Consider the following 13,874-nt stretch of genomic DNA (forward strand, 5'->3'; position numbering starts at 1 on the left):
CCGGCTCGCCGCGTCGCGCGGGCGGCTCGCACTGCCGCTGCTGCTGCTCGCCGGCATCGCGATCAACGCGCTCGTCGGCGCGGCGATCGGGCTGCTCACGTTCGTCGCCGACGATGCGCAGTTGCGCTCGCTGACGTTCTGGAGCCTCGGCAGCCTCGGCGGTGCGCAATGGTCGACGCTCGCGGCCGTCGCGCCGTGCGCGGTGCTCGGCTGCGCACTGCTCATGCGCGAACGCGATGCGCTGAACGCGCTGCAGCTCGGCGAAACCGAAGCGCTGCACCTCGGCGTGCCGGTTCAGCGGCTGAAGCGGCGCGTGCTCGTCGCGGTCGCGCTCGCGGTCGGCGCGCTCGTGTCGTGCGCGGGAATCGTCGGCTTCATCGGCCTTGTCGCGCCGCATTGCGTGCGTCTCGCGTGCGGGCCGGACCAGCGCGTCGTGCTGCCCGGCGCCGCGTTGCTCGGTGCGCTGCTGACGCTCGCGGCCGATCTCGCCGCGCGCACGCTCGCCGCGCCGGCCGAGATTCCGCTCGGCGTGCTGACCGCGCTACTCGGCGCACCGTTCTTTCTCGCGCTGCTGTGGAAAAGCCGCGGCTCGCTCGGCGCTTAGTCGCGCCTCCGTCTCGATCATGCTGACCGTCCAACACCTCCGTGTCGCACGCCGACATCGCGTCATCCTTCACGATCTGTCGCTGACGATCGAACCGGGCCGCGTCACTGCGCTGCTCGGCCGCAACGGCGCGGGCAAGAGCACATTGCTGAAAGCGCTGGCCGGCGAGCTGACCGGCAGCGCCGCGCCGAACGGCGTGCGCGTCACCGGCCGCATCGCGCTGAACGGCGAACCGCTTGCGCAGATCGATGCGCAGCGGCTCGCGCGGCTGCGCGCGGTGCTGCCCCAAGCCGCGCAACCGGCCTTTCCGTTCAGTGTCGACGAGATCGTGCTGCTCGGCCGCTATCCGCATGCGCGTGGCCGTGGCGGCGCGCTGTCGCGACGCGATCGCGGCATCGCGTGGCACGCGCTCGCGCGTGCCGGCGCGGACACGCTGCTCGGCCGCGACGTGACGACGCTGTCCGGCGGCGAGCTCGCGCGTGTGCAGTTCGCGCGCGTGCTCGCGCAGCTGTGGCCGTCCGACGACGAAGCGGGCCGCGACGCGTCGCCGACGCGCTATCTGCTGCTCGACGAGCCGACGGCCGCGCTCGATCTCGCGCATCAGCATCGGCTGCTCGATACGGTGCGCGCGATCGCGCGCGAATGGCGGATCGGCGTGCTCGCGATCGTCCACGATCCGAATCTCGCCGCGCGGCATGCGGACACGATCGCGATGCTCGCGGACGGCACGATCGTCGCGCACGGCACGCCGCACGACGTGATGACGCCCGAGCACATCGCGCGCTGTTACGGGTTCGCGGTGAAACGGATCGACAGCGGCGACGGCACGCCGCCCGTCATGGTGCCGGCATAGCGCTCGGCCGTACGCGCGACCTGCGGCCGAAGTGCACCCCATGCAGTCGGCCCGCGCGCCGTATGCGCGCTCGACGTTCGACGTCCGCGAGCATCCGCATCGCGACGCCGCCGCCCTCGCTGTGAGCTAGACGACAGTCGCGATGCGTCCGTCGACGCCGACATGCACGGCATGCAGTCGTCCCGCACGCCGCACGCGCGCCGCACACGCGCTCAATGCTCGACGTCCGCCGCGCCGAACGTCCGCATCTCCCAACCGAACCGTACCGCGAGCATCCTCATCGCGAAGCCGGCCGCGAGCGCGACGATGGTCGCGACGCGAGCGTCGATACCGACATGCTGAAGCGCGACGTACAGCGCACCCGTGAAGAACGCGACGCTCGCATACAGCTCGCGGCGCAGGATCAACGGCATCTCGTTGCAGAGCAGATCGCGCAGCATGCCGCCGCACACACCGGTGATCGCACCGGCCAGCACGACGATGATCGGCGCCGCACCGGTCGACGCGCCGACGTCGCAGCCGATGATCGTAAACGCCGCGAGGCCGAGCGCGTCGACGGTGACGAACAGCGTCTTCATCCGCGCGACGTGCCGCGCGAGGCGCGACGCGACGGTCGCCGCGACGAGCGTGATCACCAGATATTGCGGATGCGCGATCCAGCCGAGCGGATAGTGGCCGAGCAGCACGTCGCGCACCGTGCCGCCGCCGAGCGCGGTCACGGCGCCGACCAGCGCCAGCCCGAAGCGGTCCATCCCGCGCCGCATGCCCATCAGCGCGCCCGACATCGCCTCCGCGACGATCGCGATCAAATAAAGCGTATGCATCGTCGTTCGCGTCAGTCATCGGTCCGGAACAGGTCGAGCACGCGGGCGCGCTCGGCCGCATCGACAGGCGCCGGCGTCGGCGCGACCGGCATCGCGCCGCCGTTCGCCGCAGTGGACGCGGCGGATGCAGCGAACCCGGCGGATGCCGCCTCCGCGCGGGCAGCGCCGTCGCATGCGAAGCGACTGCGTACGAACGCCGGCACATCGGCCGTGCACGCGCCGCGCGTGTATTCGGCGTAGACGAAATCGCCGTCGACACGCGCGACGTCCGGCGGCTCGACCGCTTCGGCCGGCGTGCGTCCGTCGACGGCCGTCTTCATGTAGTCGAGCCACACGGGCAGCGCGAGCGTCGCGCCGGTCGCGCGCCCCATCGAGCGCGGCGTGTCGTAGCCGAGCCACGCGACCGCGACGATGCCCGACGAATAGCCGGCGAACCATACATCCTTCGAGCCGTTCGACGTGCCGGTCTTGCCGGCCGTGTCGTCGCGGCGCAGCGCAAGCGCGCCGCGCGCGGTGCCCGCACGCACGACGTCGCGCAGCATGCTGTCCATCACGAATGCGTTGCGCGCCGACACGACGCGCGTGCCGGACGGCGCCGGCGCGTCGTACAGCACGCCGCCGTGCCGCTGCTTCACCGAGAGGATCAGCCGCGGTTCCACTCGCGTGCCGCCGTTCGCAAACACGCCGTACGCGCTCGCGAGTTCGAGCGGCGTCACCGCGCCCGCGCCGAGCGCGAGCGGCAGCGACGCCGGATTGCGCCGCGCGTCGAACCCGAAGCGCATCGCATGCTGCTGCACGTATTGCGGGTCGGCCGCCTGCATCAGGCTTACCGCGACGAGGTTCTTCGATCGCACGAGCCCGCGCCGCACCGCGATGAAGCCTTCGTAGTGGTTGCCGTAATTGCGCGGCCGCCACGGCCGCGCGCCGGTCTCGGCCGGCGTCAGCGTGCGCTGCGTATCGTCGACGAGCACGCCCGGGAAATAGCCTTTCTCGAGCGCCGCCGAATAGACGAACGGCTTGAAGCTCGACCCCGGCTGACGGTAGGCCTGCAGCGCATGGTCGAACACGTTGCGGCTGAAATCCGCGCCGCCGACGAGCGCGAGCATGTCGCCGGTCGCCGCATCGAGCGACACCAGCGCACCCTCGAGCGTGCGCTGCGCGTCGCGCGTCGTCCGCTGCCGGCGCAGCGTGCGCTCGAGCGCCGCCTCGGCCGCGCGCTGGTCGCGCATCGAGATCGTCGTCGTCACGTCGAGGCCGAGCGTATATGCGTCGTCGCGAAAGCGCTCGACCATCATCTGCCGCGCGCGTTCGGCCACGTACGGCGCCGCGACGATGCCCGGCGGCGCTTGCGGCGACAGCGCGATCGGCGCATCGACGGCCGCGCGGTACGTCGCGTCGTCGAGTTTGCCGAGCGCAAGCATGCGGCCGAGCACGTAGTTGCGACGCGCGGTCGCGCGCGCCGGATTGACGACCGGATTGAACGCGGACGGCGCCTTCGGCAACCCGGCAAGCACGGCCGCCTCGCCGACGCTCAACGCATCGAGCGGCTTGCCGAAATACACGTGCGCCGCTGCCGCGAACCCGTACGCGCGCTCGCCGAGATAGATCTCGTTCATGTACAGCTCGAGCAGCTTGTCCTTGCCGTACGCGCGCTCGAGCTTGACCGCCATCAGGATCTCGGCGAGCTTGCGGCTCAGCACCTTGTCGCGCGTCAGATAGAAGTTGCGCGCGACCTGCATCGTGATCGTGCTGCCGCCCTGCGCCGGCTGTCCGGCGACGACGTTCGCGAACGTCGCGCGCGCGAGGCCGCCGATGTCGATCGCGCCGTGCCGGTAGAACTGTGCGTCCTCGGCCGCAAGCAGCGCGTCGCGCATCCGCGCCGGCATGCGTTCGAGCGGCACGAACTCGCGGCGCTCGACGCCGTATTCGGCAAGCAGTTCGCCGTCGCGCGAGAAGATCCGCAGCGGCAGCGCGGGACGATAAACAGCCAGTTGCTCGACCGACGGCAATTGCGTCCAGATGCGATGAATCGTCCATCCCGCGATGCCCGCACCCGCGAGCATCAGGCCGAGCAGCGCGCCCGCGAGCATGCGCCACACGCGGCGGCGAGGCAGCGGCGCGGGCGGCGTGGGACGGGAATCGGTGCGGTCGGTCATGTCGGCTCCTTCGGCAATGCAGCGATCGACGGCGCACCACGCGGCCGACGATCATGAACGGCGCGCATTGTCGAAGGGATGCCGTGAAACCGGAACATTCCTTAGCCAATGTTGGGCTGGCTAAATTTTATTGAGGAAAGCACGCCGCATCGTCCGACGCAGCGGCACACGCACCGCCGCGCGGACGCGCCGGTTCGCCTGTACCATTTCCGCATGTTCGCTGCGCATCTTCGTTCGTGGAGCCTCACGCCCGACGGCGGTCCGATCCTGACCGCCAGCGGCGGCGTATTGCCGGTCGTCTGGCGCGGACGGCCTGCGATGCTGAAGATCGCGACCTGCGAGGAAGAGCGGCGCGGCAACGCGTTGATGACATGGTGGGACGGACACGGCGCCGCGCAGGTATGGGCGCACGACGACGACGCGATCCTGCTGGAACGCGCACAGCCGCAACCCGCGCTCGCCGACTTTTCGGCGGCCGGCCACGACGACGATGCAATACGGATCGCATGCGACGTCGTCGCGCAGCTGCACGCCTATCGTGCGCCCGACCCGCCACCGCTCGTCGCGCTGCGCGACTGGTTCGCGTCGCTGCTGGCGTCCGACGCGACCGACGCGATACTGCGCCGGTCGCAAGCGACGGCGGCCGCGCTGCTTGCCGAACCGCCCGTCGACGAAGCGGTGCTGCACGGCGACATCCATCACCGTAACGTGCTGCACTTCGGCGAGCGCGGCTGGCGCGCGATCGATCCGAAAGCGCTGCGCGGCGCACGCGCCTTCGACTACGCCAACCTGTTCTGCAATCCGTCGCACGATATCGCGGTCGACCGCACGCGCTTCGAACGTCGCGTCGCGATCGTCGCCGATGCCGCGCGGCTCGATCCGCGCACGCTGCTGCGCTGGATTCTCGCGTGGTGCGGGCTGTCGGCGATCTGGCTGATCGAAGACGACCAGCCGGCAGACACGCGGCTGCAGGTCGCCGCGCTCGCCGCACACGCGCTCGATTCGCGCTGACGATGCGCGGTGCCGCCCGCCCGCGCGCGACAATAAAAAACCCGCCGGCACGCGGCGGGTTTTCGTGTACGACTGCTGCGGCGCTCAGCGGGCCGGATTCAGCGTCAGGTTCATGTGGCGGTTCACGTCTTTGTACAGCAGATAGCGGAAACGGCCGGGGCCGCCCGAATAGCAGGCCTGCGGGCAGAACGCGCGCAGCCACATGAAGTCGCCCGCTTCGACCTCGACCCAGTCCTGGTTCAGCCGGTACACGGCCTTGCCTTCGAGCACGTAGAGCCCGTGCTCCATCACGTGCGTTTCCGCGAACGGAATCACGCCGCCCGGTTCGAACGTCACGATGTTCACGTGCATGTCGTGGCGCATGTCGCTCATGTCGACGAAGCGCGTCGTCACCCACGCGCCGTTCGTGCCCGGCATCGGGATCGGCTCGACGTCCTGTTCGTTCGTCACGAACGCCTCCGGCAGCGGAATGCCGTCGACGGCCTGATAGTGCTTGCGGATCCAGTGGAAACGCACGGCCGCATCGCTGACGTTGTGCAGCGTCCAGTCGGCGCCCGGCGGGATGAACGCGTAGCCGCCCGGCGTCAGCGTGTGCTTGGTGCCCTGCAGCGTCAGCTCGGCCTGGCCTTCGACGACGAACAGCACCGCTTCCGCGTTCTTGTCCTGCTCGGGCTTGTCGCTGCCGCCGCCCGGGTTCACTTCGACGATGTACTGCGAGAAGGTTTCGGCGAAACCCGACAGCGGACGCGCGATCACCCACAGGCGCGTGTGCGTCCAGAACGGCAGCCAGCTCGTCACGATGTCGCGCATCACCCCTTTCGGAATGACCGCGTACGCTTCGGTGAACATCGCGCGATCGGTCAGCAGATCGGTCTGCGGCGGGTGGCCGCCATGCGGCGCGTAATACGTTGTCTTCGACATAAGGCATCCAGGCAATGGGTTGGTGCGGCCCGTCGTCCGACGGCGCCGGCGGCCGACACGCGGCGCGCATCGGTGCGCGTTGCCGCGGCTTTCGTTCGGTCGGCCAGGTTTCGCGACGCGCGCGGCCGGTCGGCCGAGCGAGCCGCCCTTGCTCGACGGTCCGGGCGCCGGCCGCGACGTTCGCCGTCATGCGGCGGCGCGTGGTCCGGAACGTTCGATTCGGTACGCGGGCAGCACTGACGATAGCGAAGTCGTCTTCGATCGACCAATTAAATGTTGCGATGGATTGCATTCGATTTCCCACTGCTCACCGGACGCGAGCGGGGCATCTCGACAACCGCGACGACACATCCGGTTACGCGCTCGATGCCGGCGTAACGGACGATCGCGATCGACGCCGGGCAGGCGGCACACGCACGCACCCGTCGAGGAGCGGAGAGAAATCCAGGGAGAAGAAGAGAATGCGGCGCGCGACTCGCGCGCATCGCATCGGGAACCGCTGAAGTGAAAACGCGTGGCGGCGATGCCGCTGTCGGTCGCCCGGCTCAGCGCGCCGGGCCCGACACGGATTCGGGCGCGCCGGTCGATCGGCCGCGCCCGCTGCTGCGATCAGTCCCAGTGACGATGATGGCGATGCTTGCGATGACGATAGCCGCGATCGTCGTCGTACGAGCTGCGCGACATGTTGCCGCCGAGCGCCGCACCCGCGCCGCCGCCGACGGCCGCGCCGAGCAGGCCGCCCGTACGGCCGCCCATGGCGTTGCCGGCCGCAGTGCCCGCACCGCCGCCGAGCGCGCCGCCGATGATCGCGCCGGTACGCTCGCGACGGTTCGACGTAATCGCGCCACCTGCGCGGCCGCCGAGCGCGCCGCCGATCACGGAACCCGTGCTGCCGCCGACCGCGCCGCCGACCGCCGCGCCGGCTACCCCGCCGAGCGCGCCGCCAAGCGCGTTGTTCAAATCGTTAGCTGCCGCCGGCAGCGCAGTCGCGCCGGCGAGTGCGGCGACGACGAGAGCGGGGGCGATCTTCTTCCACATGCCCGTATCCTTCCTTGTTCGCAATGTTATGAGGAGTCGCTCGTATCGGATCTGAACCGGTCGACGTCGATTCGGGCATTGGGCCGAATCGCGCAACCAATTCATTTCAATGAGCTTGCGGCGAAGAATAGCACCGGTCCCGCAGCCTGCCCCCGACATTCTGGTAACAAGTTGTTTACCAACGGGAAAGGATCGAACGCCCGTACGCGGCGGCCCGCCGACCCGCGCCGGGCGGCGTTCCGATGTGGGTTCCGTCCCTCCAGACGACAGCGGCCGCGCGATCGGGCGTCGCACGGCCGCCACACCCTCGCGGCAATGCGTCAGCGGACGCGGAAGCTGCCGCCGATGCCGATGCTGACGGGCGGCGCGTAATAAGCCGGCGCATAGCCGTAGTAAGCGGGGGCCGGCGCATAGCCGTAAGGCGGCGCGACGACGCAGCCGCAGAGCGCGCCGAGCAGCGCGAACGAAACGAGAAGTCTGACCATGATGAATCCCGGCAAAAACACGAAGGCGCCTGTCGCGCGCGCCGCGCACGCCGCGCGATGCGGCGGCCGGCACGAAGCGCCGATCGGCGCTTCGATCGCACGATGAAGCGATGCGCGGAGTCTAGCGCGCTGCCTTTCTTACCGAGTTTCGGGTCCGGTTACACGTGTTACGCGGCGTCACCGCCGAGACGGGCGCCGCCGACGACGGAGCGCGGGCTCGGCCGCACGCTCATGCGATATGCGCGCGAATGCGCTGCGCGATCGACTCGAGCGTCGCCGCATCGGCGACGTCGCGCGCGTGCATCCGCAACGCGACGCCCTCGGTACGCGGAATCACGTGGAAGTGCACGTGCGGCACCGTCTGGCCGGCCGCCGCGCCGTTGAACTGGCCGATGAAAAGGCCGTCGGGCGCGAGCGCCGCGCGCACGGCCGCTGCGACGCGCTGCGTCATCCGGATGCTCGCCGCGGCGGCGTCGCCCGACAGGTCGAAGATCTGCGCGGCAGGCTCCTTCGGGATCACGAGCACGTGACCGTCGGCCTGCGGCATCAGGTCCATGATGGCGAGCGTCGCGTCGTCTTCCGCAACCTTCACGCAAGGCAGTTCGCCGCGCAGGATCTTCGCGAACGGGTTGTTGTCGTCGTAGGACATGGCGTTTTTCCGCAGAGAGTGGATGGGCGTGCCGCAGCAGGTGGCGCCGGTCGATTATCGGCCGACGCGCGGCCCGATTTCAACCCGCCCGTCGCGAGGCGCGTGCCGTGTCACGCGTACGCGATTGCCACGCATCGGCCGAACCTGCGACACTGCCGCTCGTCGCCGCCCGCTACCCGCTCGAGGACACGCATGACGATTCCGCTCAGACCGTTGATTCGACGCGGCATCGCGCTCGCGCTGATCGCCGCGATCGGCTATGCGGGCTATCAGCTGTCGCGGCTCGCGCCGATCGCGACCGGCTATGCGGCGAAGGCGCTCTGCTCAGGCGTGTTCGTGTCGGGGCGCCCCGCCGCTTCGGTGATCGACGTCGACATCATGGCCGGCGTGCATCCGCTGCTGAAGCTCGTGCGCCCGTCGATCGATGCCGAGCACCATCGCGCACATGCGACGTTCGCGGGCTTCGCCGCGCGCGACGCCGAATTTCGTCCGGGGCTCGGCTGCACGCTCGCGCTCGGTCCTGCGGCCGCCGCGCTGCCGGCCGCGTTGCCGCCGTTACCGGCCGCGCCCGCGGCGACCGCCGTGCCGGCATCGCTTGCGATCGCGTCGGAGCCCGCGTCGGCCTCGTCGACCACATCCGCACCCAACGGCGTCGATATGCGGAAACTGCACACGGCGCTCGATCGCGCATTCGACGAACCGGATCCCGCGCGGCCGCGCCGCACGCGCGCGGTCGTCGTCATGTGGCGCGGCCGCGTGATCGCCGAACGCTACGCGCCCGGCTTTACCGGCGATACGCCGCTGCCCGGCTGGTCGATGACGAAAACCGTCACGGCCGTGCTGATCGGAATGCTCGTCGGGCAGCACCGGCTGTCGCCCGACACGGCGGCGCTGCTGCCCGAGTGGCGCGGCGCCGGCGATCCGCGCGCGGCGATCACGCTCGACGACTTGCTGCGGATGACGAGCGGCCTGCAATTCAACGAGGACTACGACGACCCGCTCTCCGACGTCGCCGTGATGCTGTTCACGCAGCGCGACACCGCGCGCTTCGCGTCGAACAAGCCGCTCGCGGCGGCGCCCGGCACGCGCTGGGACTATTCGAGCGGCACGAGTGAGATCGTCGCACGCGTGATGCGCGTCGCGCTCGGCGGCAGCACGGACGACTATCTGTCGTTTCCGCGCCGTGCGCTGTTCGCGCCGCTCGGCATGCGCAGCGCGGTGTTCGAGCCCGACGCGTCCGGCACGCTGGCCGCCGCGTCGTTCATGTATGCGAGCGCGCGCGACTGGGCGCGCTTCGGCCAGTTTCTGCTGCAGGACGGTGTATGGAACGGGCAGCGGCTGCTGCCCGAAGGCTGGGTGCGCTACCTGGCACGCGCGACGCCGCAATCGTCGCGCGCGGCGTTCGGCGCGCATCTGTGGGTCAAGGTGCCGGAACCGTTCGACGATCGCGATCCGCATGCGCGCGCGTTGCCCGCCGATGCGTTTCACGCGGTCGGCCACGAAGGCCAGTTCGTCAGCGTGGTGCCGAGCCGCGATCTCGTGGTCGTGCGGCTCGGGCTGTCGCGGCCCGAGTCCGCATGGAATCACGAAGCATTTCTCGCCCGCGTGCTCGACGCGATACCGGCATCCGGCACGTGACGGCCGCGCGCGAGCGGCGCCGCGTTACGGGTTCGCGCTGCCCGCGTAGGTCTTGAAGCATTCGCGCGCCGCGAGACGATCGGCATAGCGCTTCACGGCCGGCAGCTCCGGACGCTCGAACGGCGTGCCGAACCAGCGGTTCACCGACAGGCCGATCGCGATGTCGGCAATCGTGAAATGCTCGCCGGCCACGAACGCGCCGGTCGCGTCGAGCTGCCCGTTCAGCACGCGCATGTGCTTCGTCCAGTTCGCGATCGACTGCGCGATCGCGGCCGGGTCCTGATGGTCGGGCGACTTGCGCACGAGGCCGAGAAACGCGCCGACCCACGAGCGGTTCAGGTCCGTTCCCTGCCAGTCGATCCATTGGTCGACGCGCGCGCGGGCCTGCGGGTCGGTCGGGTACAGCGACGGGGCGACGGCGCCGTTCCCCAAGCGGTCCCCGTAGCGGTTCGCGAGATAGCGAAGAATCGCATTCGACTCCCAGAGCACGAAATCGCCGTCCCGGATGACGGGCACGAGACCGTTCGGATTCAGCGCCAGATAGGCCGGATCGTCGGTCGAACGAAAACCGGCGCCCCAGTCTTCGCGCTCGAACGGCAGGTTCAGCTCGGTACAGAGCCACAGCACCTTGCGGACGTTGATGGACGGGATCTTGCCGAGAATGTGCAGCATGCGGGCTCCTTCGGACAGGGAATGAACGCGTCGACGCGGCACGCGCCGCGGACACCGTCCGCCGAATGTATACGTCTCGGGGCCGTTTCGTCACCGTCTTTGCGCGCCGCGAGACCGCGCGCGGGCGCACCGCACGCGTGGTCGGACCCCGCGCGTCCGGTGCGCCGGCCCACCGGCGCCGCGCGTCGCAGGCTGCCGCGCCCGCCTGCCGGTCGCGGCTTCCTTTACAATGCGCGGGATTTTTCCGTTTTCAGGCCGTCTGCGCCTTTCAGACAAGAGGTTCCCATGATCATCAAACCGCGCGTGCGCGGCTTCATCTGCGTGACGACTCATCCCGTCGGCTGCGAGGCCAACGTCAAGGAACAGATCGACTACGTGACTTCGCACGGCCCGATCGCGAACGGCCCGAAGAAGGTGCTCGTGATCGGCGCGTCGACGGGCTACGGCCTCGCCGCGCGCATCTCGGCCGCCTTCGGCGCCGGCGCGGACACGCTCGGCGTGTTCTTCGAGCGTCCGGGCAGCGAAACGAAGCCCGGCACGGCCGGCTGGTACAACAGCGCCGCGTTCGAGCGCTTCGCGACCGAAAAGGGCCTGTACGCGCGCAGCATCAACGGCGACGCGTTCTCCGACCAGGTCAAGCAGGTCACGATCGACACCATCAAGCAGGATCTCGGCAAGGTCGACCTCGTCGTCTACAGCCTGGCCGCGCCGCGCCGCACGCATCCGAAGACGGGCGAGACGATCAGCTCGACGCTGAAGCCGATCGGCAAAACCGTCACGTTCCGCGGCATCGACACCGACAAGGAAGTGATCCGCGAGACGGTGCTCGAGCCCGCGACGCAGGAAGAGATCGACGGCACCGTCGCGGTGATGGGCGGCGAGGACTGGCAGATGTGGATCGACGCGCTCGACGAAGCCGGCGTGCTCGCCGACGGCGCGAAGACGACCGCGTTCACGTACCTCGGCGAGCAGATCACGCACGACATCTACTGGAACGGCTCGATCGGCGAAGCGAAGAAGGACCTCGACAAGAAGGTGCTGTCGATTCGCGACAAGCTGGCTGCGCACGGCGGCGATGCGCGCGTGTCGGTGCTGAAGGCCGTCGTCACGCAGGCGAGCTCGGCGATTCCGATGATGCCGCTGTACCTGTCGCTGTTGTTCAAGGTGATGAAGGAAGCCGGCACGCACGAGGGCTGCATCGAGCAGGTGTACGGGCTGTTCAAGGACAGCCTGTACGGCGCGACGCCGCACCTCGACGACGAAGGCCGCCTGCGCGCGGACTACAAGGAACTCGATCCGCAGATCCAGAAGAAGGTCGTCGAACTGTGGGATCAGGTGACGAACGAGAACCTGTACGAGTTGACCGACTTCGCCGGCTACAAGACCGACTTCCTGCGGCTGTTCGGCTTCGAGATCGCGGGCGTGGACTACGACGCGGACGTCAATCCGGACGTGAAGATCCCGCGCATCATCGATACGACGGCCTGACGGCCTGATGGCGACGCCCGCCGCGCTGCGCGCGAGCGGGGCGCCGCTGGGCCGCGGCCGCGTCGCGCTTCGCGATGCGCTCGCGACGTTCAGCTAAGACGGCGCGTGCGTTCGTGCCGTCTCTCTCGCGCACAATCGCCGGTGCCGATCCGGCTCTCTCCGACCGGATCCTGACGCGACGCGGCGCCGCCCGGCACGCGCTCGGCAGCGAGCCGGGCGATCCGCCGCCGCCCGCGTAGCGGGGGCCGCCGGCGGCACTACTCCACCGCGCGCGCCGCATCCCACAACGGCCGCGTACCCAGCGCCGCATGCCAGGCATCGAAGCGCGCGCGCCACGCTTCGAACGGCTCCTTCAGCGGATGACGCGGGTCGCCGCTCAGCGAATACGCCATCCCTTCGATCAGCCAGCGCGGCTTCGTCAGCACGGCGAGATTGCCGAGCGTTTCCGCCTGCCGGTGATGGATCAGCTCATGCGCGACGAAGTACGCGTGCCAGCCGCGCGGTGCGATCACCACGCCGACCGTGCCGAGCGTCAGCGCCGCGCGTTCGCCGAGGCCGAACGCATCCGCGCACGCGCGCGTCGAGCAGAATACGACGCGCGGCGCATCGCCGAACGCGCCGACCGCCGCGGCGGCACGCGCGTAGCCGTCGCGGTAGAGCTGCTGCGCGTCGGCGAGCTTCGACGCATCGTCGATGCAGATCTGCGCGTGCACGCACGACACGCCCGGCACGAGTGCCGGCATGGCGACGCGCAGCGGCTTGACCAGCGCATACGCCGCGATCGGCAGCGCGACGAGCAGTGCCGCGCACCCCATGACGACATGCGTTCGTTTCATCCGACGGATTGCCGGCGCAACGGGCCGGCGAAGGTTCGCGTGCTGCATCGTGCCGCGCCGTGCCGAACGCGCTAAGCGAGTTGCTTGTGAAAGAACGTCGTCGCGCAGGGCGCGCCGTCCGGCATCAGCGCAAAGTTCGGCACCACGCCGACGCGCTGCCAGCCCGCGCGCTCGTACAGCCGTTCCGCATCGCCGCCCGTCACCGTGTCGAGCACGAGCACCGTCTTGCCGGCGTCGCGCGCGGCCGCATCTGCCGCCGCCAGCAGCCGCGCGGCGACGCCCTGCCGGCGCGCGTGCCTTGCCACCAGCATCTTCGCGATGTCCGCGCGATGCGGCTGATTCTCCGGTTGCGCGGTCACGATCTGCACCGTGCCGACGACGCGCCCCGACGCGTCTTCGGCGACGAGCAGGATGCGCTCGCCGTTCGCGACGCTTTGCGCGACACCGGTCCAGAACGCGACGGCCGTCGATCGCGCGATCGGCAGCATGAAGCTGACGGACGCGCCGCCTTCGACGCAATCGATCAGCACGTCGGACAGCGCGTCGACATACGCGATGGCCTCGTTCGCGCCGACTCGGCGCACGGTCACAGATTCGGTCATTCCCCCTCCGGTAGTCAGGTCGGACGCGCGGCACGCGCCGGTTCGCGATCGGCAGGCGTGCGAATCGTCGGCGTTCGGCGTTCGGCGTTCGGCGTTC

14 protein-coding genes are annotated in these 13,874 nt (G+C 69.8%); 5 read left to right on the top strand and 9 right to left on the bottom strand.

The features are described from left to right. Together HMPREF3115_RS24110 and HMPREF3115_RS24115 are read left to right on the top strand one after the other, a co-directional pair. Positions 1–604 (top strand): FecCD family ABC transporter permease (locus HMPREF3115_RS24110; RefSeq protein ID WP_141751728.1); only part of this gene is annotated, 604 nt, incomplete at its 5' end. 19 nt (positions 605–623) lie between these two features. After that, on the top strand, positions 624–1,457 hold the full coding sequence (locus tag HMPREF3115_RS24115) for a heme ABC transporter ATP-binding protein (protein ID WP_070556390.1): 834 nt from the start codon (positions 624–626) through the stop codon (positions 1,455–1,457). A gap of 212 nt (positions 1,458–1,669) precedes the next feature. Here the strand turns inward: HMPREF3115_RS24115 and HMPREF3115_RS24120 are convergent, their stop codons facing one another. Continuing rightward, positions 1,670–2,281: a trimeric intracellular cation channel family protein gene (locus tag HMPREF3115_RS24120; RefSeq protein WP_070556391.1), complete on the bottom strand. Its 612-nt coding sequence runs from the start codon at positions 2,279–2,281 to the stop codon at positions 1,670–1,672. 11 nt (positions 2,282–2,292) lie between these two features. Beyond that, positions 2,293–4,437, bottom strand: coding sequence for a penicillin-binding protein 1A (locus HMPREF3115_RS24125; protein ID WP_070556393.1), 2,145 nt, complete (start codon positions 4,435–4,437; stop codon positions 2,293–2,295). A 213-nt stretch (positions 4,438–4,650) separates the two neighbouring features. Here HMPREF3115_RS24125 and HMPREF3115_RS24130 point away from each other — a divergent pair, with 213 nt between their 5' ends. Next, positions 4,651–5,448, top strand: coding sequence for an aminoglycoside phosphotransferase family protein (locus tag HMPREF3115_RS24130; RefSeq protein ID WP_153187183.1), 798 nt, complete (start codon positions 4,651–4,653; stop codon positions 5,446–5,448). Positions 5,449–5,532: 84 nt separating this feature from the next. Here the strand turns inward: HMPREF3115_RS24130 and HMPREF3115_RS24135 are convergent, their stop codons facing one another. From HMPREF3115_RS24135 to HMPREF3115_RS24145, 4 genes are all read right to left on the bottom strand, one after another. Continuing rightward, positions 5,533–6,369 (bottom strand): bifunctional allantoicase/(S)-ureidoglycine aminohydrolase, encoded by an 837-nt coding sequence (locus HMPREF3115_RS24135; protein ID WP_006406755.1) that lies wholly within the window; start codon positions 6,367–6,369, stop codon positions 5,533–5,535. A 609-nt stretch (positions 6,370–6,978) separates the two neighbouring features. Beyond that, positions 6,979–7,407 carry a hypothetical protein gene (locus HMPREF3115_RS24140; protein ID WP_070556402.1) on the bottom strand — a complete coding sequence of 143 codons (429 nt, stop codon included), beginning with the start codon at positions 7,405–7,407 and terminating at the stop codon, positions 6,979–6,981. Between the two features lie 320 nt (positions 7,408–7,727). Continuing rightward, complete coding sequence (locus tag HMPREF3115_RS31720; protein WP_012216307.1) at positions 7,728–7,892, bottom strand: hypothetical protein; 165 nt, start codon at positions 7,890–7,892, stop codon at positions 7,728–7,730. 229 nt (positions 7,893–8,121) lie between these two features. Next, a complete protein-coding gene (locus HMPREF3115_RS24145) occupies positions 8,122–8,541 on the bottom strand; it encodes an HIT family protein (RefSeq protein ID WP_006406752.1) in 420 nt (139 codons plus the stop codon). A gap of 192 nt (positions 8,542–8,733) precedes the next feature. Here HMPREF3115_RS24145 and HMPREF3115_RS24150 point away from each other — a divergent pair, with 192 nt between their 5' ends. Next, a complete protein-coding gene (locus HMPREF3115_RS24150) occupies positions 8,734–10,179 on the top strand; it encodes a serine hydrolase domain-containing protein (RefSeq protein WP_070556404.1) in 1,446 nt (481 codons plus the stop codon). Positions 10,180–10,203: 24 nt separating this feature from the next. On the opposite strand, the gene HMPREF3115_RS24155 is transcribed toward HMPREF3115_RS24150, so the two are convergent. Then, positions 10,204–10,851 (bottom strand): glutathione S-transferase family protein, encoded by a 648-nt coding sequence (locus HMPREF3115_RS24155; RefSeq protein ID WP_070556406.1) that lies wholly within the window; start codon positions 10,849–10,851, stop codon positions 10,204–10,206. Positions 10,852–11,136: 285 nt separating this feature from the next. On the opposite strand from HMPREF3115_RS24155, the gene fabV reads away from it, so the two are divergent. Next, a complete protein-coding gene (gene fabV, locus HMPREF3115_RS24160) occupies positions 11,137–12,339 on the top strand; it encodes an enoyl-ACP reductase FabV (RefSeq protein WP_006397317.1) in 1,203 nt (400 codons plus the stop codon). A 257-nt stretch (positions 12,340–12,596) separates the two neighbouring features. Here fabV and HMPREF3115_RS24165 read toward each other — a convergent pair whose 3' ends face one another. Both HMPREF3115_RS24165 and HMPREF3115_RS24170 read right to left on the bottom strand, forming a co-directional pair. Next, positions 12,597–13,175: a membrane protein gene (locus HMPREF3115_RS24165; RefSeq protein ID WP_035947416.1), complete on the bottom strand. Its 579-nt coding sequence runs from the start codon at positions 13,173–13,175 to the stop codon at positions 12,597–12,599. A gap of 71 nt (positions 13,176–13,246) precedes the next feature. Beyond that, the gene (locus tag HMPREF3115_RS24170; RefSeq protein WP_053298165.1) at positions 13,247–13,777 is read right to left on the bottom strand and encodes a GNAT family N-acetyltransferase; all 531 of its coding nucleotides are present in this window, start codon (positions 13,775–13,777) and stop codon (positions 13,247–13,249) included. Positions 13,778–13,874: the final 97 nt, after the last annotated feature.

Source organism: Burkholderia sp. HMSC10F09, assembly GCF_001806955.1.
GTDB lineage: Bacteria > Pseudomonadota > Gammaproteobacteria > Burkholderiales > Burkholderiaceae > Burkholderia > Burkholderia multivorans.

Bases quoted from the DNA above. Each gene is read 5' to 3' on its own strand.
- HMPREF3115_RS24115 (WP_070556390.1), top strand. From the start codon at position 624: ATGCTGACCGTCCAACACCTCCGTGTCGCACGCCGACATCGCGTCATC.
- HMPREF3115_RS24120 (WP_070556391.1), bottom strand. From the start codon at position 2,281: ATGCATACGCTTTATTTGATCGCGATCGTCGCGGAGGCGATGTCGGGC.
- HMPREF3115_RS24125 (WP_070556393.1), bottom strand. From the start codon at position 4,437: ATGACCGACCGCACCGATTCCCGTCCCACGCCGCCCGCGCCGCTGCCT.
- HMPREF3115_RS24130 (WP_153187183.1), top strand. From the start codon at position 4,651: ATGTTCGCTGCGCATCTTCGTTCGTGGAGCCTCACGCCCGACGGCGGT.
- HMPREF3115_RS24135 (WP_006406755.1), bottom strand. From the start codon at position 6,369: ATGTCGAAGACAACGTATTACGCGCCGCATGGCGGCCACCCGCCGCAG.
- HMPREF3115_RS24140 (WP_070556402.1), bottom strand. From the start codon at position 7,407: ATGTGGAAGAAGATCGCCCCCGCTCTCGTCGTCGCCGCACTCGCCGGC.
- HMPREF3115_RS31720 (WP_012216307.1), bottom strand. From the start codon at position 7,892: ATGGTCAGACTTCTCGTTTCGTTCGCGCTGCTCGGCGCGCTCTGCGGC.
- HMPREF3115_RS24145 (WP_006406752.1), bottom strand. From the start codon at position 8,541: ATGTCCTACGACGACAACAACCCGTTCGCGAAGATCCTGCGCGGCGAA.
- HMPREF3115_RS24150 (WP_070556404.1), top strand. From the start codon at position 8,734: ATGACGATTCCGCTCAGACCGTTGATTCGACGCGGCATCGCGCTCGCG.
- HMPREF3115_RS24155 (WP_070556406.1), bottom strand. From the start codon at position 10,851: ATGCTGCACATTCTCGGCAAGATCCCGTCCATCAACGTCCGCAAGGTG.
- fabV (WP_006397317.1), top strand. From the start codon at position 11,137: ATGATCATCAAACCGCGCGTGCGCGGCTTCATCTGCGTGACGACTCAT.
- HMPREF3115_RS24165 (WP_035947416.1), bottom strand. From the start codon at position 13,175: ATGAAACGAACGCATGTCGTCATGGGGTGCGCGGCACTGCTCGTCGCG.
- HMPREF3115_RS24170 (WP_053298165.1), bottom strand. From the start codon at position 13,777: ATGACCGAATCTGTGACCGTGCGCCGAGTCGGCGCGAACGAGGCCATC.